Origin of the sequence: Mycobacterium sp., from assembly GCF_035640695.1 — a bacterium.
Taxonomy (GTDB): domain Bacteria; phylum Actinomycetota; class Actinomycetes; order Mycobacteriales; family Mycobacteriaceae; genus Mycobacterium.
Genome location: NZ_DASQVQ010000165.1, coordinates 24,723 through 45,091, shown reverse-complemented (window position 1 = coordinate 45,091; position 20,369 = coordinate 24,723). Strand labels below are relative to the sequence as shown.

Below are 20,369 nucleotides of genomic sequence, written 5' to 3'. Positions count from 1 at the left end.
CCGAGCACGTCGACGCGCTGCCGCAACGCCTGGCCGAGATGAGGCTGTTGCGGGTGCAGTAGCTTCGCACGCCCACGCGGGGCGGCGTTGCACTCTGAGCTTCTGAAATCCAATGTGCTCAAAGACTTCTACGACCTGTGGCCAGAGCGGTTCAGCGACAAGACCAACGGTGTCACGCCGCGGCGTTTTTTGGCGGTGGCCAACCCGGACCTCAGGGGACCGTCGCAGAGTACTGCGATGACATCTGCTCAGCCGCGACGAAACTGCGCTCCCGAGTAGCCAATCCACGGGCTGTAGTCGGCGATCAGCGGCTCCTGTGGCGGCCGCTGCTCGGCGGGCACATGTTGCAGATTGACCCGGATCCGATACCAGATGGAGCTTGGACCGCGCATTCCATCGACCAGGATGTCGGCGGGCTGCAGCCGCTCGGCGGCTTCGGGATGGCGACTGCGCCAGGTGTCGAGCGCCGCCATCGCCTCTTCCTTGGTCTTCGTACGGGCGATTTCGATCAGCGGCATCTTGGATTGACGGCGCCCGTCGCCTCCTTCCCGTGCGCCCTTCGGCGCCTTCTCCGCGGGACCGAGCCGCTCGGCCAACTCCAGCAGCTCGTCGAGCTTTCCGGCGCTGTCATCCATGCCCGCCCACGGGTCGCCGATCTCGGCGAACCGCTGCGGCACCGTCGTCAACGTGAACTGCTCCGGACGGCACTGCGCCACTTCGTCCCAGTGCAGCGGCGTCGACACACGCGCATCGGCGGTCGCACGAACCGAATACGCCGACGCGACGGTGCGATCCTTGGCGTTCTGGTTGAAGTCGACGAATACGCCCTGGCGTTCTTCCTTCCACCACCGCGCGGTCGCCAATTCCGGTGCGCGGCGCTCGACCTCGCGCGCGACCGACTCAGCGGCCAGCCGCACTTGCTTGAACGGCCAGCGCGGCTGGATGCGCGCATAAACATGAAACCCGCGCGATCCGGACGTCTTCGGCCAGCCGGTCAGGCCGTGGTCGGCGAGCACATCGCGGGCCACCAGCGCGACGTCGAGGATCTGCTGCCACGGCACGCCGGGCATCGGGTCGAGGTCGATGCGTAGTTCGTCGGGGTGGTCGAGATCCTCCGCCCGCACCGCGTGCGGGTTGAGGTCGATGCAGCCGAGGTTGTTTACCCACGCCAGCCCCGCCGCGTCGCGAATCACGGCCTCCTTGGCCGACGTCCCGGAGGCGTACCGCAGCTCGGCCACCTCGATCCAGTCAGGTCGCTTTTCCGGTGCCCGCTTCTGGAAGATCGCCTCCTCCGAGAGGCCCTTGACGAAGCGTTTCAGGATCATCGGCCGGCCCGCGACACCGCGCAGCGCGCCCTCGGCAACCGAGAGGTAATAACGAATCAGGTCGAGTTTCGTGTGGCCGTCGTCGGGGAAAACGACCTTGTCGGGATGGGTGATCCTGACCTCGCGGCCGTCCACATCCAGCGACAGAGGAGAGGCCATATCGCCATCCTAAGAACTTATCCGCAGTGAGACCCTCGTCACATAAGGTAGTAATATGCCCTCCCTTCCCTTTGCTGAGATTGCATCGCAGGTCACCTCCATGGCGCGGCAGTACGCCGATCGCGGATCATCCGAGTTCCACTATCTGCGCAAGCTGGTCGAGTCGGGCGCACTGAAGTTGGAGGCACCCCACAATGTCGCGGCGATGGCGGCCGACCTGGTGAAGTGGGGCGAATTCGGCTTCCTGCCCGCCGTCAACGCACGCCGAACACCGCATCGTACCGCGATCATCGACGACGAGGGCACGTTTACCTTCCGCGAGCTCGACGACGCGGCGAACGCGGTGGCGAACTGCCTAATCGAGCTGGGCGTCCGCGGTGGTGACGGCGTCGCGATCCTGGCCCGCAACCATCGCTGGTTCTGCATCGCGCACTATGCCTGCGCGCGCGCGGGAGCCCGGGTGATCTTGCTCAACACCGAGTTTTCCCCGCGTCAGATCGCCGAGGTCGCCGACCGCGAGGGCGCCCGGCTGCTGATCTACGACGACGAATACAGCGACGGGGTAAAGCAGGCGAACTTCGAGCTCGGCCGACTGCGGGCGTTGGGCATCAACCCGGACACCGACAAGGAATCCGGCAGCGGCGACGACACGCTGGCCGACGTCATCAAGCGCAGCAGCAAGGAGCCGGCGCCCAAGCCGTCGAAGCATTCCTCGATCGTGATTCTCACCAGCGGCACCACCGGTACGCCAAAGGGTGCCACCCGTAAGACGCCGCCCAGCCTGCAACCCATCGGCGGGATCTTGTCGGCGGTGCCGTTCCGTTCCGGTGAGGTCACCTCCCTGCCGGCGCCGATGTTCCACGCGCTCGGCTTCCTGCACGCGACGGTCGCGATGGCTTTGGGCTCCACGCTGGTGCTGCACCGCAAATTCCGACCGCCGGTGATACTGGAGGACATCGAAAAGCACCGTGTCACAGCGCTTATCGTGGTACCGGTCATGCTGTCTCGAATACTCGACGCGCTCGAGCAGATAGACCGGCCGCCGGATCTGTCGTCGCTGCGGATCGTGTTCGTCTCCGGGTCGAATCTGGGCCCGGATTTGGCCAGCCGCGCGCTCAAGACGCTCGGACCGGTTGTCTACAACATGTACGGCTCAACGGAAATCGCGTTGGCGACGATCGCGCGCCCGGAAGACCTGGAGAAGAATGCGGCGACGGTCGGCCCCGTGGTCAAGGGCGTGAAGGTCAAGATCCTCGACGAGCATGCAAAGGAAGTGCCCCAGGGCGAAGTCGGCCGCATCTTCGTTGGCAACGCCTTCCCGTTCGAGGGCTACACCGGCGGAGGCGGCAAGCAGATCATCGACGGCCTGCTGTCATCCGGCGACGTCGGGTACTTCGACGATGACGGATTGCTCTACGTCAGCGGTCGCGACGACGAGATGATCGTCTCCGGCGGGGAGAACGTCTTTCCCGCCGAGGTCGAAGACCTGATCAACGAACACCCCGACGTCGTCGAAGTCGCCGCATTGGGCGTCGACGACCAGGAGTGGGGCGCTCGTCTGCGCGCATTCGTCGTGAAGCAGAAGGAATCCAACCTCGACGAGGATGCGGTGAAGAAATACGTGAAGGAGCACCTCGCCCGCTACAAGGTCCCGCGCGAGGTCGTCTTCCTCGACGAGCTTCCGCGCAATCCGACCGGCAAGATCCTCAAGCGCGAACTGCGCAAGATGGACGTCTAACCCAAGCCCCTTGCGCCGCAAAAAGTCTACGGATCGCGCGGCAGGCCCAGTAGCCGCTCGGCGATGATGTTGAGTTGCACCTCCGAGGTGCCGCCGTAGATCGTCGTTGCCCGGCTGGCAAGCAGCTTCTCGGCCCAAAGCCCTTGCAGGTGTTCGGGATCGCCGATCGCGCCGTCGGTGCCGAATGACGCCACGGCGAACTCGGCGTAACCCTGCGCGGTGCGCATCGACAGCAGCTTCGAAACCGCAGCCGAGGGCATCGGGTCGTAACCGGCGAGCGTCAACAGCGTGGACCGCATGTTGAGCACCTTGACCGCGTGGCCCTCGGCGATCAGTCGCCCGGCCCGGTTCTGCGCGACCTGGTCGAACTGGCCGTCACGGACGAACTCGACGAGCTGGTCGAGCGTTGCGAGGAACGGGGGCTCACCGCTGCCGATCGAAACCCGTTCGTAAGTCAGCGTGTTGCGGCTGACCTCCCATCCGCGATTGACCTCGCCCAGCACCAGGTCATCAGGCACAAATACGTCGTCGATGAAGACCGTGTTGAACATCGCGCCGCCGGTCAGCTCGCGCAGCGGTCGGACCTCGACGCCCTCGCTGTTCATGTCGAGCAGGAAGTACGTGATGCCATTATGTTTCGGGGCGCTCGGGTCCGTTCTCGCCAGCAGCGCGCCCCACTGCGAGAACTGCGCGGCGGTGGTCCAGATCTTCTGGCCGGTGATCCGCCAGCCACCGTCGACCTTCGTCGCCTTGGTGGTCAGGCTCGCCAGGTCCGAGCCGGCGCCCGGCTCGGAAAACAACTGGCACCAAATCATTTCGCCGCGGAAGGTTGGCGGCAGGAAGCGCTCCTTCTGCTCCATGGTGCCGTACGCGACGATCGACGGCACCAGCCACGCCGCAATACCCAGCTGTGGCCGCCTGACCCGGCCAGAGGTGAACTCCTGCTGGATGATGATCTGCTCGACGGGGCTCGAGCCACGACCCCACGGCCGCGGCAGGTGTGGTGCCACCCAGCCGCCTTCCGCGATCGCCGCAACGCGCTCTTCACGCGGAATCGCTTTCAGCGCAGCAACCTCCGCGCGGATCTCGTCGCGCAGCTTTTTGGTCTCCGGGTCCAGGTCAATGTCGAGTTTACGTAGCCCCTTGGTCGCGGTGTCGAGCACGGACTGCGGATAGTCCGCCGCGCGGCCGAACGCGGCATTAATGCCCAGCGCCCGCCGGTAGTACACGTTGGTGTCGTGTTCCCAAGTGAAGCCGATGCCCCCGTGCACCTGGATGCAGTCCTGCGCGCACCGCTGCGCCGCAGCCGGCGCCAGCGTTGCGGCGACGGCCGCGGCGAACTCGGCATTGATATCCGCCGTTCCCCAACCCTTTTCCAGCGCATCGTCGACTGCGCGGGCAGCGTCCCACACCGCGGCGGTGGCCCGTTCGGTGTCGGCGGCCATCTCGGCGCACTTGTGCTTGATGCCCTGGAATTGCCCGATCGGCCGGCCGAACTGCTCGCGAATCTTCGCGTACGCCGACGCGGTGTCGGTGGCCCACCGCGCGACACCGACGGCCTCCGCCGAGAGCAGCGTTGACACCAGCGCCCGGGCCGACGTGACGCCCAGATTGCTCAGCACCCGCTCGGTGCCGACCTCGACGGCGTTTGCGCGGACGTGGGCGACCGGCCGCAGCGGGTCGACGCTCGTCACCGGCTCGATCTCGAGCTGGTCGGCCTCGAGCACCACCCATTCGGTCCCGCTGGTCTCCGGATCCAGCCCGGCCACCGGCAGCACCAGCACCGAAGCCTGCGCGGCCGAGGGCACCGAGCGCGCCTCGCCACGGACGACCAGGGTGCCGTCCTGCCGGGTGGCCGTCAGCGACGATTCCAGCGCAAACGCGGCGATCGTCGCGCCCGACGCCAGGTCGCCCAGCAGCTTGGCCTGGGGGTCATGTGCGGCGATGAGCGCGCTGGCGATCACCGATGGGACGAACGGGCCGGGCACCGCGCCGCGGCCGAATTCGGCGACGACGATCGCCAGCTCGAGGATGCCGAAACCCTGGCCGCCAACCGATTCGGCCAGGTGTACGCCCTGCAAGCCCTGTTCGGCGGCGGCCCGCCAGTACGGCGGGGGAATCTCGATCGGGGTTTCCAGCGCCTGATGTAGCACCTCCGACGGCGCTACCCGCTCGACCAGGGCGTGCACAGAATCGGCCAGGTCGGTGTGCTCGGGAGTGATCGCGATCGGCATGACGTTGCCCTTCCCTCAAATAACCGGTCGGTTGGCTACGAGGTTACCCGTTGGTCAGGTTTGCCCATGCGGGGCCGTCATCGTCGGCGCCATCGTCCGCCGGTCCGATCGAGGCGGTCGGCATTCACCACGTTTCCCGGTTCGCGCCCGTCCCGCAGCCGCTCGCAATTGTCGACGGCCTCGGCGAGATAGCGGCGCATGGTGTCGACGGTGTACCAGGTCACGTGCGGCGTGAGCACGACATTGTCGAGGGCCAGCACGGGGTTGTCGGTCCGCACCGGCTCCACCGCGAAGACGTCCAGCCCCGCGGCGGCCAGCCGCCGGTCGCGAAGCGCATCGACAAGCGCGGCCTCGTCGATGATCGGCCCGCGCGACGTGTTGACCAGCACCGCTTCGGGTTTCATCGCGGCGAGCGCGGCGGCGTCGAGCAGATTCGACGTGGCGTCCGTCAGCGGCAGGTGCAGCGACACGATGTCACTGGCGGCCAGCAGCTCGGCCAGCGACCGCCAGCGCGGTGTGCCGTCGTCGGCGGTGCTGGTGTGTAGCACCGTCGCGCCCATCGCGGCGACGATGGTCTCGACGCGCTGCGCAACGTTGCCGTAACCGACCAGCCCCACCGTGCAGCCGCCGATGTCGCGCACGGTTTCGCCGAGCGACGGGTCGGCCGGCCACCCCCTGCCCCGGCGGGTGGCGTGGTCGAGCTCGACCACCCGCCGCAGCGCGGCCAGCATCAGCAGCACGGTGCCCTCCGCGACCGACGGCGCATTGGCACCCGGCATGTTGGCCACCGCGATGCCCAGCGCCGTCGCGGCCTCGACGTCAATCGTGTTGACCCCAGCGCCGAGCTTGTGCACCAGCCTCAGCCGCGGCGCCTTTTCCAGGTCGGACGCCGACAACGGCCGCAGCACATGCCAGATCACCTCGGCCTCCGGCAGCTCCCGGTAGAAGGTGTCGTCATCATCTTCGGCGCAATACCGGATATCGAGCCAATCAGTCTGCGGTGCAACGTAATCCAGCACCTTCGGGGTGGCGACGAAGTGGGCCAGAACTCTTAGCGCCACCGCTTCGCGATCCACTTGGCGATCGTATCGGCCTGCTCGCTGCGCGCTCCGGGTGTGGTGAAGTAGTGGTCGGTGTTGATCGACGTCTGTGACTTGTCGTCGCTGGTCACGGCGTCGAAGATGCGTTGGGCGTCGCTGGGGAAGACGCCGGTGTCGGCCTCGGCGTTGATGACCAGCGCCGGACAGCTGACCCGGGCCAGGTGCGGTTCGGCGCGGGTTTGGGCGTGGCGCAGGCTCCACATGCCCAGCCAATTTCGCAGCGTGCAGGCGGCGGCGATGCCGTGCGGCGACCGGTTGGCCTTCGCCGGGACACCCATGTAACACGTGTTCGGCGGGCGCTTGGTGGGCTCGAGGTTCGGGTCGACCATCCGCGGATCGGCCCAGGTTCGCATCACCGAGAACGGCCGGTCGGAGAAGCCGGCCGCGCGCACCCGCTTCATCTCGGTCTCCGCCCAGTCGGTGATCGCGTTATTGCGCGCGATCTGTGCCGAGCGGTAGCGCTTGACGAATTCCGACGGGTACGGCGGGCCGTTGCGCTCGTCGAACAGGTCGAGTTCCGGATCGGTGGGCACCGGGTCGTTCTCGTCGATGACCGACGCGTCCATCCACGCGGTCAGCACGTCCGGACGCCCGGGATGCGCGGCGCTGGCCACGTAGCCGTCGGCGGGCAGCAACTCGTTAAGGCCGGCGGCCGGCCGCATGCCGGGCAGCGGGACGACATTGGGTTCGACCGCTTGTGACTGGTATGCCGCCATCAGGGATCCGCCACCGGAGTTACCGAGCAGCACAACGGTTTCCACGCCCTGGATTTCGCGCAACCAGCGCACCCCGACGCCGATGTCGACGAGCGCGTGGTCGAGCAGAAAGCTGCTTTCAAAGCCGCGGAACCGGGTGTTCCAGCCGAGGAAGCCGATGCCACGCGTGGCCAGGTAATCGGCGAGGTAGTGCTCGGAGAAGTCGATCTGATAGTGGGTGGCGATGATCGCCACCTTCGGCTTGCGCCCGACGCCGCGGTAATAGAGCCCCTGGCACGGGTGACCTCCGGCGCCGGCGCGCCGGGCCGTCGACGACGGCAGCCCGACGAACTCGCGGATGACTCCCGGCGTGGTGTTCATCTCAGGCGGCCTTCCTGCAATAGATCGCTCGATAGAAGATATTCGCCAGCGTGGTTATGCATGCCTGATCGTCGACATCCGGATTGTCGCCACCCAGCTGCGCGTAGCAAAACTGGTTGAGCATCGACACGATCGCCACCGCAATCAGGTGCGGATCATCGTCGGCGCAGTAACCCTCGGCCTGCGCCCGCCGCACCATCTTCGTGATGAACGAGATCGGGATCGCACAGATGTCTGACCAGTATTCGGCGAAGTCGGCGTTCACCATGGCCAGCTGCGACACACCGATCATCTCGGCGAGCCGGTGCCGATAGGTGTGCCAGTGCGCGGCGGCCGACTCATATACCCGTTCCCGATTGGTAAGCCCGTGTCGGGTCACCGATTTCGCGCGTTCATTCGCCTCATTGCGAAACCGCAGGGCCCATTCGCGGACCATCGCCTCCTTGGAGTCGTAGTAGTTGTAGAACGACGCCGTCGAGCGGTTCGCCTCCGCGGCGATGTCAGCGATCGTGGTCGCCAGAATGCCCTTGCGGGCTATCACCGTGCGGGCGGCCGCGTCGATAGCGGCCTGGGTCTGGCGGCCGCGCGCGGTCGGCAACGGGTCGCGGTGGCCCATCGAGTTGGGCTGTGCCGACACAGTGCTCCTGCGGGTTCGAGCGGCTCATTGATCCGAATCTGAACCTGATGTTAGATTCAGATCTGGTCGTTGGCCAGCGGTTCCAGGAGATGACGATGATCAAACCCCGCAACACCAATAACGAATTCCAACTCAGCGGGATCAATCACGTTGCGCTGGTCTGCTCCGACATGGCCCGCACCGTCGATTTCTACAGCAACGTGCTCGGGATGCCGTTGATCAAGGCGTTGGACCTGCCCGATGGGACCGGTCAGCACTTCTTCTTCGACGCCGGCAACGGCGACTGCGTCGCGTTCTTCTGGTTCCGCGACGCGCCCGATGCGGTGCCGGGCATCTCGTCGCCGGCCCAGCTTCCGGGCATCGGCGACATCACCAGCGCGGTGAGCTCGATGAATCATGTGTCCTTCCATGTGCCGGCCGAGAAGTTCGATGAGTACCGGCGCCGGCTCAAGGACAAGGGGGTGCGTGTCGGCCCGGTGCTCAACCACGACGAGAGCGAGACGCAGGTCGCGCGCGAGCTGCATCCCGGCGTGTACGTGCGCTCCTTCTACTTCCATGACCCCGACGGCATCACCCTTGAATTTGCCTGCTGGACCAAGGAATTCACCGACGCCGATACGAAGGTGGCGCCGAAGACCGCGGCCGACCGCCGCCCGCCGGTGGTGGCCGAAACCTAACCGCCGACGATGAACAAGAGCGTGGTGTCGGACGCGCAGATCGCCGCGATGTCGGCGGCCGAGCGCCGCGATCTGATTCATCGCCTGGAACGGCCCATCGGCGAGCTGGTGCCGGCGCCCACATTCAGCAGAATTCACCGAACGCGGCTGACGCTGATGATCGGCGCAACAATCAGCTTGATCCCGTGGATCGTCTACCTTGCCTTGACGCTTCCGGAGAAGTACGTCGCCAATAATTGGCCCGCGACCTGGGTGGGCTTCGACAGCTTGCTGGTGCTGTTCATGGCCACTACCGCATTGCTCGGCTTTCTGCGCCGGCAGCTGCTGATCCTCGCCGCGTTCACCACCGGCGTATTGCTGATTTGCGACGCCTGGTTCGATGTCATGACGGCCGGGCCCGACGACAGGTGGGTTTCGGTCCTGACCGCTGTGCTCGGGGAGCTGCCGCTGGCAATCCTGCTGATCAGTGGCGCGCTGCGAATTCTGCGCCTGACCGCGACGCGGCTGTGGTTTCTGGATCCGGGGATGCCGCTATGGCAGGTGCCGCTGCTGCCGTGAGCCGCTACGTCTTTGTCGCCTCGACGAAATAGCCGCGCGGTACCCCGGGCACATCGAGCGGGACGGCGGGATGCGGCCACCGATTCCACCGACGACCTGGCTCGGCCGCATCGGTCACCACGGCGGTCCAACCCAGAGGTTCGATGAGTGCGGCCGGTGTGTCCGTCGCGAAAAGCCAAGGCGCCCCGAGTTGATCCATGAATTGCAGGGTCGGCCGCAGGAACGGCGCGGCCCTCAGTGTCTCGCCGACGACGTCGTAGAGCAGCCCGGAACCCGGCGTCGACAGCGAGTCGATGCGGGCGAACAGTATCTCGACGGCCGACGCATCGAGGTACTGGAGCAGTCCCTCGACCAGCCACACTGTTTTGGCCGTGGTCGTAAAACCCTGGGATTGCAACACCTTCGGCCAGTCGTTGGCCAGGTCAATGCCGATCGTCACCCGCCGGCATCGAGGTCGCTCGCCGGCCAACAGCTCGTCCTTGACCGCTATCACATTGGCCTGGTCGACCTCATACACCGTCGTGTCGGCGTGCCATGGCAGTCGATACGCACGCGCATCCATGCCCGCCGCGAGGATCACGAACTGCCTCGCGCCGTCGGCCTGGGCCCGCAACAGCGCCTCGTCCCAGAACCGCGTACGGACGACGATCTGTGCGGAGGGCGTCCCGGTCGCGGCCACGGCTTCCGCGAGCAGCCTCCGGCCCTCCTCGCCGGCCAGTCGTTCCGCGAACGGGTCGGTGAAGAGCCGGTCGTCGCGTTGGGTTTCCTCGGCGCGCATGGCCGCCACGAGCCGTCCGGTGCTCGCTACCGCCCGCTTGGTGTTGTCCATACCGCAATCATGCGCACTCGGCCGCAGCGGCGTTAACTCCGATACAGCGCCGGATCGCCCAGCTCGTTGAGGATGGCTGCCAACTGGTCGACGAGCTCTTCGGGGGTCAGGCTCACTACACCGGCCAGCCAGGCGCTGATTGCCTGCGCCATTCCGCCGACCACGAAGTGCCCGGTGGCCCTGATCCGGTCGTTCTCCTCGAGATTCAGGGTGGTGCCGACGTACTGGCCGGACAGCATCGCGAACACCGCCCCCGACTCCGCCCGCCGGCGCAGCAAGACGGCGTTGGCCACATCCGGACTGAACAGCAGCCGGCCGATTCGTGGATCGCCCGAAATCGTCCGCACGATGTTGGCCACGCCGGCGCGTGTCTGCTCGTCCGGCGGCGCCGCCGCCATCGCGGCCTGCGTGGTAGTCGCGATCTCGGCACTCACCGCGTCGAAGACTGCGGCCACGAATTCGTCCTTGTCCGAAAAGCTTTCGTAAAAATACCGCGCAGCCACACCCGCACGCGCGCAGATACCGCGAACCGTGAGCGCGGCCGGGTCCGAACTGAGGATGTCCAGGCCCGCGTCGAGCAGTCGCCGGCGCCGCTGCGCCAACCGGTCGGCCGGCTGAACGCCGCGGTAGGGCCGCACACTCATGCCACCATCTTGACAGCACGGGCCGCCGCCGCGAGAATCAGGAAACATACGTTCGCAGAATTGGGCAATCACGCGAAACGGGGATGGGAGGGCCGATGACCGTCACCGGGCCGGTCCGGAGCGTCGAGCGATCGGTCGGCAAGTCGGATGCCGCGGTCGCCTTGCCGAGGCGGTCGTTCTTCGGCTCCCGCAAGCCAGGACTGTCCGCAGGGTTGATCGGCATGGCGCTGTTGGCGGGCCCCGCAAACGTGATCATGCAGCTGGCGCGGCCCGGTGTCGGATACGGCGTCATCGAGAGCAGAGTGGAAAGCGGACGGATCGATCTACACCCGATCAAGCGGGCACGTACGACCTTCACCTATCTGGCGGTTGCCACCATGGGCACTGACGAGCAGAAGGCGGCCTTTCGCCGTGCCGTGAACCAGGCGCACGCGCAGGTGTATTCGACGCCGGATAGCCCGGTGTCCTACAACGCGTTCGATCCCGAACTGCAGCTGTGGGTCGCTGCGTGCCTCTACAAGGGCGCGGTCGACGTGTATCGCATGTTTGTCGGGGAGATGGACGAGGAACTGGCGGACCAGCACTATCGGCAGGGCATGACGCTGGGTACGACGCTGCAGGTGCCTCCGGAGATTTGGCCGGCGAACCGCGCCGCATTCGACAAGTATTGGCAGGCATCCCTTCAGCGCGTGCGCATTGACGACACGGTGCGGGCCTACTTGTATCCGATTGCGGCCGCCAGGCCCGCGTTTCCGGTGCCCCGGCTCATGCGCAAGCCGTTGGAGAGCTTTTCCATCCTGATCACGACCGGCTTTCTGCCGCAACGCTTTCGCGACGAGATGAGGTTACCCTGGACTGCGCGGCGGCAAAAGCTGTTTGACCGCGTGATCGCGGTGCTACGGGTGGTCACGATGCTCTCGCCGCGGCCGCTGCGGGAATTTCCGTTCAACGTGCTGCTGCGCGACCTGGACTGGCGGATCAGGACCGGACGGCCGTTGGTGTAGCGACCCGGAAGACCTCCGTTCGCGCGTAACCTCGGTCGCGTGCGTAGCGAGAATGACACCTGGGACATCACCACAAGCGTCGGATCGACCGCGTTGTTTGTCGCCGCGGCGCGCGCGCTGGAGGCACAAAAGCCCGAGCCGCTGGCCGTGGACCCGTACGCGGACGTGTTCTGCAGAGCCGTCGGCGGCGAATGGGCCGACCTGCTCGACGGCAAGGCCCCTGACCACCGGCTGAAGACCGAATTCGGCGAACACTTCGTCGACTATCTGGGCGCGCGCACCAAGTACTTCGATGAGTACTTCGGTGCAGCTTCCGAAGACGGTGTGCGGCAGGTGGTCATCCTGGCCGCCGGGCTGGATTCGCGCGCCTACCGGCTCCCGTGGCCGGACGGCACCGTGATCTACGAACTCGATCGACCGCAGATACTGGAATTCAAGCGCAAGGTGCTCGCCAGTCACGGCGACACTCCGAAAGCAGAGCGTCGCGAAATCGCCGTCGACCTACGCGAGGATTGGCCAGAAGCACTGGCAGACAGAGGGTTCGATGCTTTAGAGCCGTCGGCATGGATAGCGGAGGGGTTGCTGATTTACTTACCGTCCGCCGCGCAGCACAAGCTTTTCGGCGGTATCCACTCGCTGGCCGCCTCCGGCAGCCATCTCGCCCTCGAGGAGGGGGCGCCCTTGGACGCTGACGAATTCCGGGCCAGGGTTGAGGCAGCACGCGCCGATGACGACGGCCGAGGCGAATGGTTCCAGCTCGTCTACAACGAACAGCACGCACCAGCCGCACAGTGGTTCCGCGAGCGCGGCTGGACGACGTCCGCCACACCGCTGACCGAGCACCTGCGTTCGCTGGGGCGTCCTCTGCCCGGGCCAGAGTCCGAATCGGCCACGATGGTGGACAGGATCTGTCTCGTCAATGCGAGACGCGGCTGATGCGTAACGACGATAGCTGGGACGTCACGACGAGCGTCGGAGCTACCGCGTTGTTCGTGGCTGCGGCGCGCGCGTTGGAATCGCAGAAGCCGCAACCCGTGGCCGTGGATCCGTACGCGGCCGATCTCTGCCGGGCGGCTGGCGGGTTATGGGCAGATCTGATCGACGGTAAGTCGCCCGACCACCGCCTGCACACACCGTTCGGTCAGCTCTTCCAGAGCTTTCAAGGCGCTCGGACCAAGTTCTTTGATGAGTTTTTTGCCTCCGCCCTCGGCGCCGGCGTGCGCCAAGCGGTCATCCTCGCCGCCGGGCTCGACTCGCGCGGCTATCGGCTACCGTGGCCGGCCGGCACAGTCGTTTTCGAATTGGATCAGCCGAAAGTGTTGGAATTCAAACGCACGGTACTCGTGGATCATGGCCACGCGCCGACCGCGGAGCTCAGGGACGTCGGCATCGACCTGCGCGATGACTGGCCGCAGGCGTTAGCCGACAATGGCTTTGACACTGCCACGCCGTCAGCGTGGATCGCCGAGGGCCTGCTGATGTATCTGCCGGCGATGACTCGGGATCAGCTGTTCACCGCGATCAACGGCCTGGCCGGCCGCGGCAGTCAAGTTGCGCTCGAGCAGCTTGCTCCAGCGGACCCAGACCTGGTCGAGGCGGCGCGCAATCGCGAGCTGGAAACCCAGGACCCGCACCCGTTCTGGTCACTGGTCTACAACGAGCAACACAGCGATCCTGTGGAGTGGTTTCGGAAGCACGACTGGGACGTGGTTGCCGTCACGCTGCATGACTATCTCGGTTCCTTGGGCGTGGCGGTGCCCCCGCCGAAATCCCAAGGACGCCACTTGATCAGTACCATCAGCCTGATCACCGCAAACCGCAGTTAGCGGATCCAGTCCGCCGCGAGCAGCTCGACCGCCAACATGACCTCGATCTTCCTGCACCCTAGGACCATTGCGGCCCTGACACGCAGGACTACCCGTCCAACATGAATTTGCGCAGGAACCGCGACATTCGCCGCAGATAGTCCGGCTGGCTGACGTGCAAGATGTGGTTGCCCGGAAACCAGTGCAGGTCGCAGCGATCCCAGTGACGCCACAGCAGCTCGGCCTGCTCGGGCGGCGCGAGCCGGTCACCGAGCCCGGTGATGATGAGCCGGCGTTCCTTCGGAATCAGCGGCTCATAGTTCAACGGCGAGTGGTACGCAGATGCGGCGGAAAACTCCTCCCGGCCGATGCCCGCGATTCGGCGGCCGACACCGAACAACTTGTTCGCCGGGAACCAGGTTTCCATCTCCGCCTCGACCGACACCACAGGCACATTCGCTATGACGGCCGCCAACCGGCGCTCGACCGCGGCGATCAGCGACGTGGTGTATCCGCCGAGTGAGATGCCCGTGAGAGCAATCCTCTCGACGCCGGTGTACTCCAGATAGTCGACGATCGAACGGAAGTCGTGCACGGCTTGGGCCATGGCCTCGGCGAACCCGGTCAACCCGTGCGAAAAGTAGCCGTATCCGCTGAACGGTGAGTACTTTTCGGCACGTCGGCCGTGGAACGGCAGCATGTAAAGCAGCACATCGTAGCCCGACCGGTAGAACCACGGCAGCGACATCCACAGCCCGTTGAGCAGATACGGCGACCCCATGAAGCCGTGTATCAGACACAGCGTCGGATGCGGTCCGTCGTCGTGGCGCCAATGCTGCGCGCACACAACGTTGTTGCGCGACAGGCGGCGCCAAGAGTGCCGCATCGCCGGGTTGACGGGCTCGAAGCTGCTGGCGAATTTGATGTTGTGGACGTGGCCGTTGGCCATCCATTCGGCCACCGGGTTGGCCGGCCGGGAGTAAATGCGTGGGGCGGACTTCGGCGCCGGAAACGATTTGATCGGATCGTGCCCCGCGGCCAGTTCGGCGTAGAACGCCAGGTTTTCGCGTTCGCGCGTGGTTGCCGAGCCACGGATCATCTCCGCGGCGATCGGCGGCAGCATCGCAGCCCCGACTATTGAGGCGACGAAGGTGCGCAGCCCGATGTCGGCCATCGCCGAGGCGTCGACGATGAACCGCTGGCGTGCGGTCAACTCGCTGCGGTCCGGCAGGCCGCGGGCATCGGCGTCGGCACCAGGAACATTCGGAACTGGTACCGGCGGATCGACGGGGTCAGCGCTTGACGTCATTGTCGGCTGGCCTTTCTCTGCCAGTTGTAACCGCCCGATGGGGGCGCCGAACGGATGCTAGCTCAGCCTCTCGGTCCGGGCGCCGCTGGCGCGAGTGAGCCGCAGGCCCGCATCGCGCTGTCCCAGGTGGCTTGATCGACGCCGGGCGGGGCCTGCGCCGTTCCGCCGGGCGGGGCCTGCGGCGTTCCGCCGGGCCCCGGCGGCTGCGCGACGCCCGACGGCGGACCAACCGGGCTGTGCGGCGGGTCCGGGATACCGTGGGCACGCATGCAGTCGCCGAATGCACCGTGTGAGGTTTGCGGCGTGCTCGTGGTCGACGCCGGACCGCTCGACGATCCAGCGCATGCGGTCAGCGTCGCGAGCGACGCGACGGCGGCCAGCGCCGCCAGCGGTGCCCCGCCGGGTAGGCCCAATGTGCTCTCCTGCTCAGCTCAGGCGGTAGACGGTCGTTTCGCCGACGGTCGTGGCGGTGTAGTTGTGTGCCACCCAGTCCGCGATCTGTTGCGCGTTCGAGGAGCGCGGCGGGCCCGGTGGCCTGCCGTGGCCGTCACCGGCCGCCACGTAGTAGCCGATCTTGCCTGCATGAACGTAGTCGACGAACTGCTGCAGGGTCGGCACCGGGTCGCCGCTGCTGAAGCCGCCGATGGCCATCACCGATGTGCCGGACGCAATTTCCAGCGTGGAGGCCGTTTGCGCACCGTTCGTCGCCGCCGACCACGTGGTGTTGGTGGCCGCAAGCAACTCGGCCAGTTGCGCGTTGTCCTGCTGCCTGTCGAAGCCGGAGCCTCCGCCGGGCGGGCCGCCCATCGCGTGTGCGTCGGCGGTGTTTACCGCGGCCGGGATACCGCCGTGATGCGGCGTGGCCGCGGTGGCGATCGCGAATGCCGCCGTACCCGCCGAGCCGGCGACGATGCCCGCGGCAATGGCCGTGGTGACCGCGCGTTCCCATCCCACCGCGCCGGCCGCGATCAGCACCAGCGCCGCCGCGAGCGCGACGCCCGTCATCAGCCAGTGCAGCCATTCCGGGCCGAAGTGCGCGCGATGCAGCAGCACCAGCGACCACACCGCGGCCAGCGCAATCATCACCGCGATTGCGACCCGCCCGTCCCAGTCTCGGCGCCGCCGCCATGCCCACACCGTGGCCAGCCCGGTCAACGCGGCGACGGCCGGCGCCAGCGCGACCGTGTAGTACGGGTGCACGACGCCGCTCATGTAGCTGAACACCACCGCGGTGACGATCAGCCATCCGCCCCACAGCACCAGCGCGGCCCGCTCCCCGCGGCTGAGCCTGCCTCGAGCGGCGAGGTAGCTGCCGAACACGATCGCGAATAGTGCGACCGGTAGCAGCCAGGAGATCTCGTAGCCCATTTCCGAACCGAACAGCCGATGCCAGCCGGTGGGGCCGCCGAAAGCCGAACCGGCGGCGCCGTTGCCGGGGCCGAACCCGCCGCGGGGACCGCCCGGTGGGGCGCCGTAGCCGCCAGGCACCGGCGCAGGTCCGTGTTGACCGCCCGGGTCTGGTCCGCCGCCGCGGTGGCCGAAGATCCGGCCCAAGCCGTTGTAGCCAAGCGCCAGGTTGAGCACCGAATTGTCGGTCGATCCGCCAACGTAGGGCCGTGCGGTGGACGGGGTGAGCTGCACCGCCAGCACCCACCATCCGGCCGACACCACCAACGCCACCGCAGCCGTCGCGAGATGAGCGACGCGCCTCAGCCAGCCGGTGTTCGCGAACAGCAGGTATGTCACGGCGAACGCCGGGAGCACCAGCAGGCCCTGCAGCATCTTGGTCAAGAAAGCAAAGCCCAGCGCGACGCCGACCAGCGCCAACCACCGCCACGATGCGGCCTGGACCGCCCGCGTGGCGCAATACGCGCCAATAGTCATCAGCATCACGAGCAGCGCGTCGGGGTTGTTGAACCGGAACATCAGTGCGGCCGCCGGGGTGAGCGCCAGCACCGCCCCGGCCGCCAGCCCGGCCACCGCGCCGAGGGTGCGATCCGGAATCGCCCGGCGCACCGTCGCGTACAGCACCGCGACGGTCGCGACGCCCATCAGAGCCTGCGGCGCCAACACCGCCCAGCTGTTCATGCCGAACAGCCGCACGGACAGCCCGGTCACCCACAGCGACGCGGCCGGCTTGTCGACGGTGATGAAGTTCTGCGCGTCGAACGATCCGAAGAACCACGCCGACCAGCTTTGCGAGCCGGCCTGCGCGGCCGCCGCGTAGAAGGTGTTGCCGTATCCGCTTGCCGACAGGTTCCACAGGTACAGCACTGCGGTGGCGGCCAGCAGGCCGGCCAGCGCCAACCGCGGCCAGCGGTCGCGCGGCGCGGTCGGTGTCGCCTCGGTCGGGGCGGCCTTGCGGCTGTGGACAAGCGCGGTCATGGGTGTCACGGTGCCTGCTCATCCTGACGTCGGGGCTGGATGCCCGCTGCGAACTCCCTGTGAGCGTCGGTGACGTCGATACGCTGGGCCGATGCGATGGGATCCCGCTCAATACGGCCGGTTCGCCAACGAACGCAACCGCGCATTCCTTGACTTGACCGCGCGGATCGAGACCAGCGCGCCGAAACACGTCGTCGACGTCGGCTGCGGGCCGGGGAATCTGACCGGGCTGTTGGCGCAGCGGTGGCCGCACGCCACCGTCGAGGGCATCGACTCATCACCGGAAATGATCGCCGCCTCGACCAAAGTGCCGGGCGTCAAATTCTCGATGGGCGATGCCGCCGACTGGCGGCCCGGCGGCGACGTCGACGTGATCGTCAGCAATGCTGCGCTGCAATGGGTCCCGCGGCATCAGCAGCTAATGGCGCAGTGGGCGTCCGCGCTGCCGAGCGGCGGGTGGCTCGCGGTGCAGGTGCCGGGCAACTTCAACTCGCCGTCGCACACCCTGCTGCGGTCGCTCGCCGACGAGCAGCGCTGGGCCCCGGAACTGCGAAACGTGGTGCACCACGGCGACGCGGTCGGCACACCGGAGTCGTATGCACAGGTGCTGCTGAACGCCGGCATGGTGGCCGATGTCTGGGAGACGACGTATCTCCACGTGCTGCACGGCGACGACCCGGTGCTGGAATGGATGCGCGGCACCGGGCTACGCCCGCTGCTGGCGGCGCTGTCGCCGCACGACGCCGATGAATTCTGCGCGCAGTTCGCCGCACGGCTGCGCGAGGCGTACCCGCGCGGACCGCACGGCACGGTGTTTGCGTTCCGCCGGGTCTTCGCGGTCGGTCATCAGCCCTCCACCCCGAACAGCTGAGCGGCATTGCGGTACAGCACGTTCCGCAGCCATTCGTCGCCAAGGTCGAGATCGATCAGGGCGCGTAACGCGTCGGCGTACGGGTAGGGGATGTTCGGGAAGTCGCTGCCGAACAAGATGCGCTGCCCGAGCTGATGCAGCCGACGCAGCTGTCCGGGCGGAAACGGCATGGTGTCGTGCGTGAAGGGGGTGAACGCCATCGTGGTGTCCAGCCGGACGTTCGCGAACTCCAGGCAGACGTCTAGGAAGTCGGCATATTCCGGCATGCCCATGTGCGCGACGATGAGCCGCAGGCCGGGGTAGCGCCGCAGCAGTCGCCGGACCGGATCAGGCCCGGTGTGGCTGCCCGGTACCGGGCCCGAGCCACAATGGATGACGACCGGCACGCCGGCGGCTTCGATCATCCCCCACACCGCGTCGAGCAGCGGATCGTTCGGATCATAGTCGCCCACTTGGATATGCGCCTTGAACACCCGTGTTCCGGCGTGGCGCGGGCGAACTCGTCGGCCCATTGATTCAGCCAGGCGGCCATGTCCGGTTTGTGCGGATAGACAAGCGACGTGAACCGCCGCACTCCGAACTCCCTGAGGGTGTCAACGCGGCGGCTTTCACTGATCCGGTAGCTGACCGGCCAGGTGCGGCCGAGCAGCGGTCCCGCGGAATCGAAATAGGCCCACACCTTGTCCATCACCCGCTTCGGCATGAAATGCGTGTGGACATCGATGATTCCGGGCAGTCCGAGCTCGGTCCAGACGCGCCGGACCGCCTCCGCATCTGCCGTCATGTCGTCAGACCGTGGCCGATCGGCGCGCGAACGGCGGAGCGTGCTCGGGCCGGACTCCGACGCCGACCAGGTAAGCCGGCACGACGGAGAGCCACGGTGCACGTTCGACCAAGCCCAGCACAGCCATCGGTGGGCGGGCGCTCTCGCCGCGCAGGATCGGCGCAAGCAGCTGGCGGTGCAGGAACCGTTGCAGCGTCTGCGTCACCAGGGTGGGCAAGATGCGGCGCCGGCGAACCGCGGCCAAGTCGCGAGTCGTCACACTGTGCCGCCGCAGCGGTTCGGCCAACAGCGTCGCGGCGGCGACAGCGTCCTGCACCGCCACGTTGATGCCGACTCCGCCCACCGGCGACATGGCATGGGCGGCGTCACCGATGCACAGCATGCCATCGGTGTGCCAGCGGCGCAGCCGATTCACCCGCACGTCGAGGTGCTTGACGTCGTCCAGTGACTTCAGCGAATCGACCGACCCGGCCGCCTCGGGCAGCAGCTCGGCGACGTCACGGCGGAACGCCTCCAGGCCCCGGGCCCGCAGCTGCCCGTCGGTGCCCTTCGGTCCGAGGTAGGCGATCTGGAAGTAATCCTGGCGCGGGATGACGACGATGGCCTTCCCCTGCGCGGTGCGCGGGAGCAGGGCGAATTCCGCCCCGCGGGCGTGCGGCAGCCGGAACCACCACACGTCGAAATCCACCGGGTATTCCCGCGTCTCGAACCCGGACTCGCGACGGGCCAGCGACCACCGACCGTCGCAGGCCACGGTCAGCTCGGCTCGCAGTTCGCCCGGCCCGCCCGGGCTCTGGAACCGCACACCTGTGACCTTGCCGTCCTCGCGCAGCAGCCCCGTGACTTCGTGGCGCATGCGCAGCGCGAACGTGGGCTCCGACTCGCCGGCTGCGGCGATGAGATTCAACAGGTCCCACTGCGGCACCATCGCGATGTACGGGTGAGGCTGGTGCAGACGCCGGAAGTCGACCACGGTGACCGGGCGTCCCGGGCGGACCTCGAACGTCGCCTGCTCGACCTTGCTGTGCGGCAGGGCCTCGAAGCGCTGCCACAATCCGAGCTCGTCGAGAAGCCGCATCGTCGTGGGATGTACTGTGTCGCCACGGAAGTCACGCAGAAAGTCGGCGTGCTTCTCCAGCACCGTGACTTCTACACCGGCTCGAGCCAGCAGCAGCCCGAGCACCATCCCGGCCGGGCCGCCGCCGATGATCACGCACGTCGTGGCGTCGGCCAT

At 67.0% G+C, this 20,369-nt stretch carries 18 protein-coding genes and 2 pseudogenes; 8 read left to right on the top strand and 12 right to left on the bottom strand.

Annotated elements, in window-relative coordinates; genetic code table 11:
* Nucleotides 1–81 precede the first annotated feature (81 nt).
* Nucleotides 82–216, top strand: a pseudogene (locus tag VE759_RS22955) (glycogen/starch/alpha-glucan phosphorylase); the annotation flags it as partial.
* 32 nt (nt 217–248) lie between these two features.
* Here the strand turns inward: VE759_RS22955 and ligD are convergent.
* Nucleotides 249–1,484: a non-homologous end-joining DNA ligase gene (gene ligD / locus VE759_RS19540; protein WP_324935490.1), complete on the bottom strand. Its 1,236-nt coding sequence runs from the start codon at nt 1,482–1,484 to the stop codon at nt 249–251.
* Between the two features lie 55 nt (nt 1,485–1,539).
* Between ligD and fadD2 the strand changes: the two genes are divergently transcribed.
* On the top strand, nt 1,540–3,222 hold the full coding sequence (gene fadD2, locus VE759_RS19535; protein ID WP_324935489.1) for a long-chain-fatty-acid--CoA ligase FadD2: 1,683 nt from the start codon (nt 1,540–1,542) through the stop codon (nt 3,220–3,222).
* A gap of 26 nt (nt 3,223–3,248) precedes the next feature.
* Here the strand turns inward: fadD2 and VE759_RS19530 are convergent, their stop codons facing one another.
* The 4 genes from VE759_RS19530 to VE759_RS19515 form a co-directional block, all read right to left on the bottom strand.
* Entirely contained in the window at nt 3,249–5,456 is a 2,208-nt protein-coding gene (locus tag VE759_RS19530; protein ID WP_324935487.1) for an acyl-CoA dehydrogenase, read from the bottom strand.
* Between the two features lie 77 nt (nt 5,457–5,533).
* Nucleotides 5,534–6,532: a 2-hydroxyacid dehydrogenase gene (locus VE759_RS19525; protein ID WP_324935486.1), complete on the bottom strand. Its 999-nt coding sequence runs from the start codon at nt 6,530–6,532 to the stop codon at nt 5,534–5,536.
* The gene (locus VE759_RS19520) at nt 6,508–7,632 is read right to left on the bottom strand and encodes an alpha/beta hydrolase (RefSeq protein ID WP_324935485.1); all 1,125 of its coding nucleotides are present in this window, start codon (nt 7,630–7,632) and stop codon (nt 6,508–6,510) included. Before VE759_RS19520 ends, VE759_RS19525 begins: the two co-directional genes overlap by 25 nt.
* 1 nt (nt 7,633) lies before the next feature.
* Complete coding sequence (locus VE759_RS19515; protein WP_324935500.1) at nt 7,634–8,248, bottom strand: TetR/AcrR family transcriptional regulator; 615 nt, start codon at nt 8,246–8,248, stop codon at nt 7,634–7,636.
* A 116-nt stretch (nt 8,249–8,364) separates the two neighbouring features.
* On the opposite strand from VE759_RS19515, the gene VE759_RS19510 reads away from it, so the two are divergent.
* Both VE759_RS19510 and VE759_RS19505 read left to right on the top strand, forming a co-directional pair.
* Entirely contained in the window at nt 8,365–8,946 is a 582-nt protein-coding gene (locus VE759_RS19510; protein ID WP_324935498.1) for a VOC family protein, read from the top strand.
* Nucleotides 8,947–8,955: 9 nt separating this feature from the next.
* Complete coding sequence (locus VE759_RS19505; protein ID WP_324935484.1) at nt 8,956–9,504, top strand: hypothetical protein; 549 nt, start codon at nt 8,956–8,958, stop codon at nt 9,502–9,504.
* Nucleotides 9,505–9,508: 4 nt separating this feature from the next.
* Here VE759_RS19505 and VE759_RS19500 read toward each other — a convergent pair whose 3' ends face one another.
* Together VE759_RS19500 and VE759_RS19495 are read right to left on the bottom strand one after the other, a co-directional pair.
* A complete protein-coding gene (locus VE759_RS19500; protein ID WP_324935482.1) occupies nt 9,509–10,333 on the bottom strand; it encodes an SAM-dependent methyltransferase in 825 nt (274 codons plus the stop codon).
* 32 nt (nt 10,334–10,365) lie between these two features.
* Nucleotides 10,366–10,977, bottom strand: a complete 612-nt coding sequence (locus VE759_RS19495) for a TetR/AcrR family transcriptional regulator (RefSeq protein ID WP_324935481.1) — start codon at nt 10,975–10,977, stop codon at nt 10,366–10,368.
* A gap of 95 nt (nt 10,978–11,072) precedes the next feature.
* Here VE759_RS19495 and VE759_RS19490 point away from each other — a divergent pair, with 95 nt between their 5' ends.
* Genes VE759_RS19490 through VE759_RS19480 form a run of 3 tightly spaced genes read left to right on the top strand, consistent with a single transcriptional unit; the run spans nt 11,073 to nt 13,807 of the window.
* Nucleotides 11,073–11,981 (top strand): oxygenase MpaB family protein, encoded by a 909-nt coding sequence (locus VE759_RS19490; RefSeq protein ID WP_324935479.1) that lies wholly within the window; start codon nt 11,073–11,075, stop codon nt 11,979–11,981.
* 39 nt (nt 11,982–12,020) lie between these two features.
* The gene (locus tag VE759_RS19485; protein ID WP_324935477.1) at nt 12,021–12,917 is read left to right on the top strand and encodes a class I SAM-dependent methyltransferase; all 897 of its coding nucleotides are present in this window, start codon (nt 12,021–12,023) and stop codon (nt 12,915–12,917) included.
* Nucleotides 12,917–13,807, top strand: a complete 891-nt coding sequence (locus tag VE759_RS19480) for a class I SAM-dependent methyltransferase (protein WP_324935475.1) — start codon at nt 12,917–12,919, stop codon at nt 13,805–13,807. Before VE759_RS19485 ends, VE759_RS19480 begins: the two co-directional genes overlap by 1 nt.
* Nucleotides 13,808–13,895: 88 nt before the next feature.
* Here the strand turns inward: VE759_RS19480 and VE759_RS19475 are convergent, their stop codons facing one another.
* From VE759_RS19475 to VE759_RS19465, 3 genes are all read right to left on the bottom strand, one after another.
* Entirely contained in the window at nt 13,896–15,095 is a 1,200-nt protein-coding gene (locus VE759_RS19475; RefSeq protein WP_324935473.1) for an alpha/beta hydrolase family protein, read from the bottom strand.
* Nucleotides 15,096–15,157: 62 nt separating this feature from the next.
* Nucleotides 15,158–15,508, bottom strand: coding sequence for a hypothetical protein (locus VE759_RS19470; protein WP_324935472.1), 351 nt, complete (start codon nt 15,506–15,508; stop codon nt 15,158–15,160).
* A gap of 13 nt (nt 15,509–15,521) precedes the next feature.
* The gene (locus VE759_RS19465) at nt 15,522–17,480 is read right to left on the bottom strand and encodes an ArnT family glycosyltransferase (protein ID WP_324935471.1); all 1,959 of its coding nucleotides are present in this window, start codon (nt 17,478–17,480) and stop codon (nt 15,522–15,524) included.
* Nucleotides 17,481–17,571: 91 nt separating this feature from the next.
* On the opposite strand from VE759_RS19465, the gene VE759_RS19460 reads away from it, so the two are divergent.
* A complete protein-coding gene (locus tag VE759_RS19460) occupies nt 17,572–18,351 on the top strand; it encodes a trans-aconitate 2-methyltransferase (protein ID WP_324935470.1) in 780 nt (259 codons plus the stop codon).
* Here VE759_RS19460 and VE759_RS19455 read toward each other — a convergent pair.
* Both VE759_RS19455 and VE759_RS19450 read right to left on the bottom strand, forming a co-directional pair.
* Nucleotides 18,327–19,135: pseudogene (locus VE759_RS19455) on the bottom strand (amidohydrolase family protein). The gene VE759_RS19460 and the pseudogene VE759_RS19455 overlap by 25 nt on opposite strands.
* Nucleotides 19,136–19,139: 4 nt before the next feature.
* Complete coding sequence (locus tag VE759_RS19450) at nt 19,140–20,369, bottom strand: FAD-dependent oxidoreductase (protein ID WP_324935468.1); 1,230 nt, start codon at nt 20,367–20,369, stop codon at nt 19,140–19,142.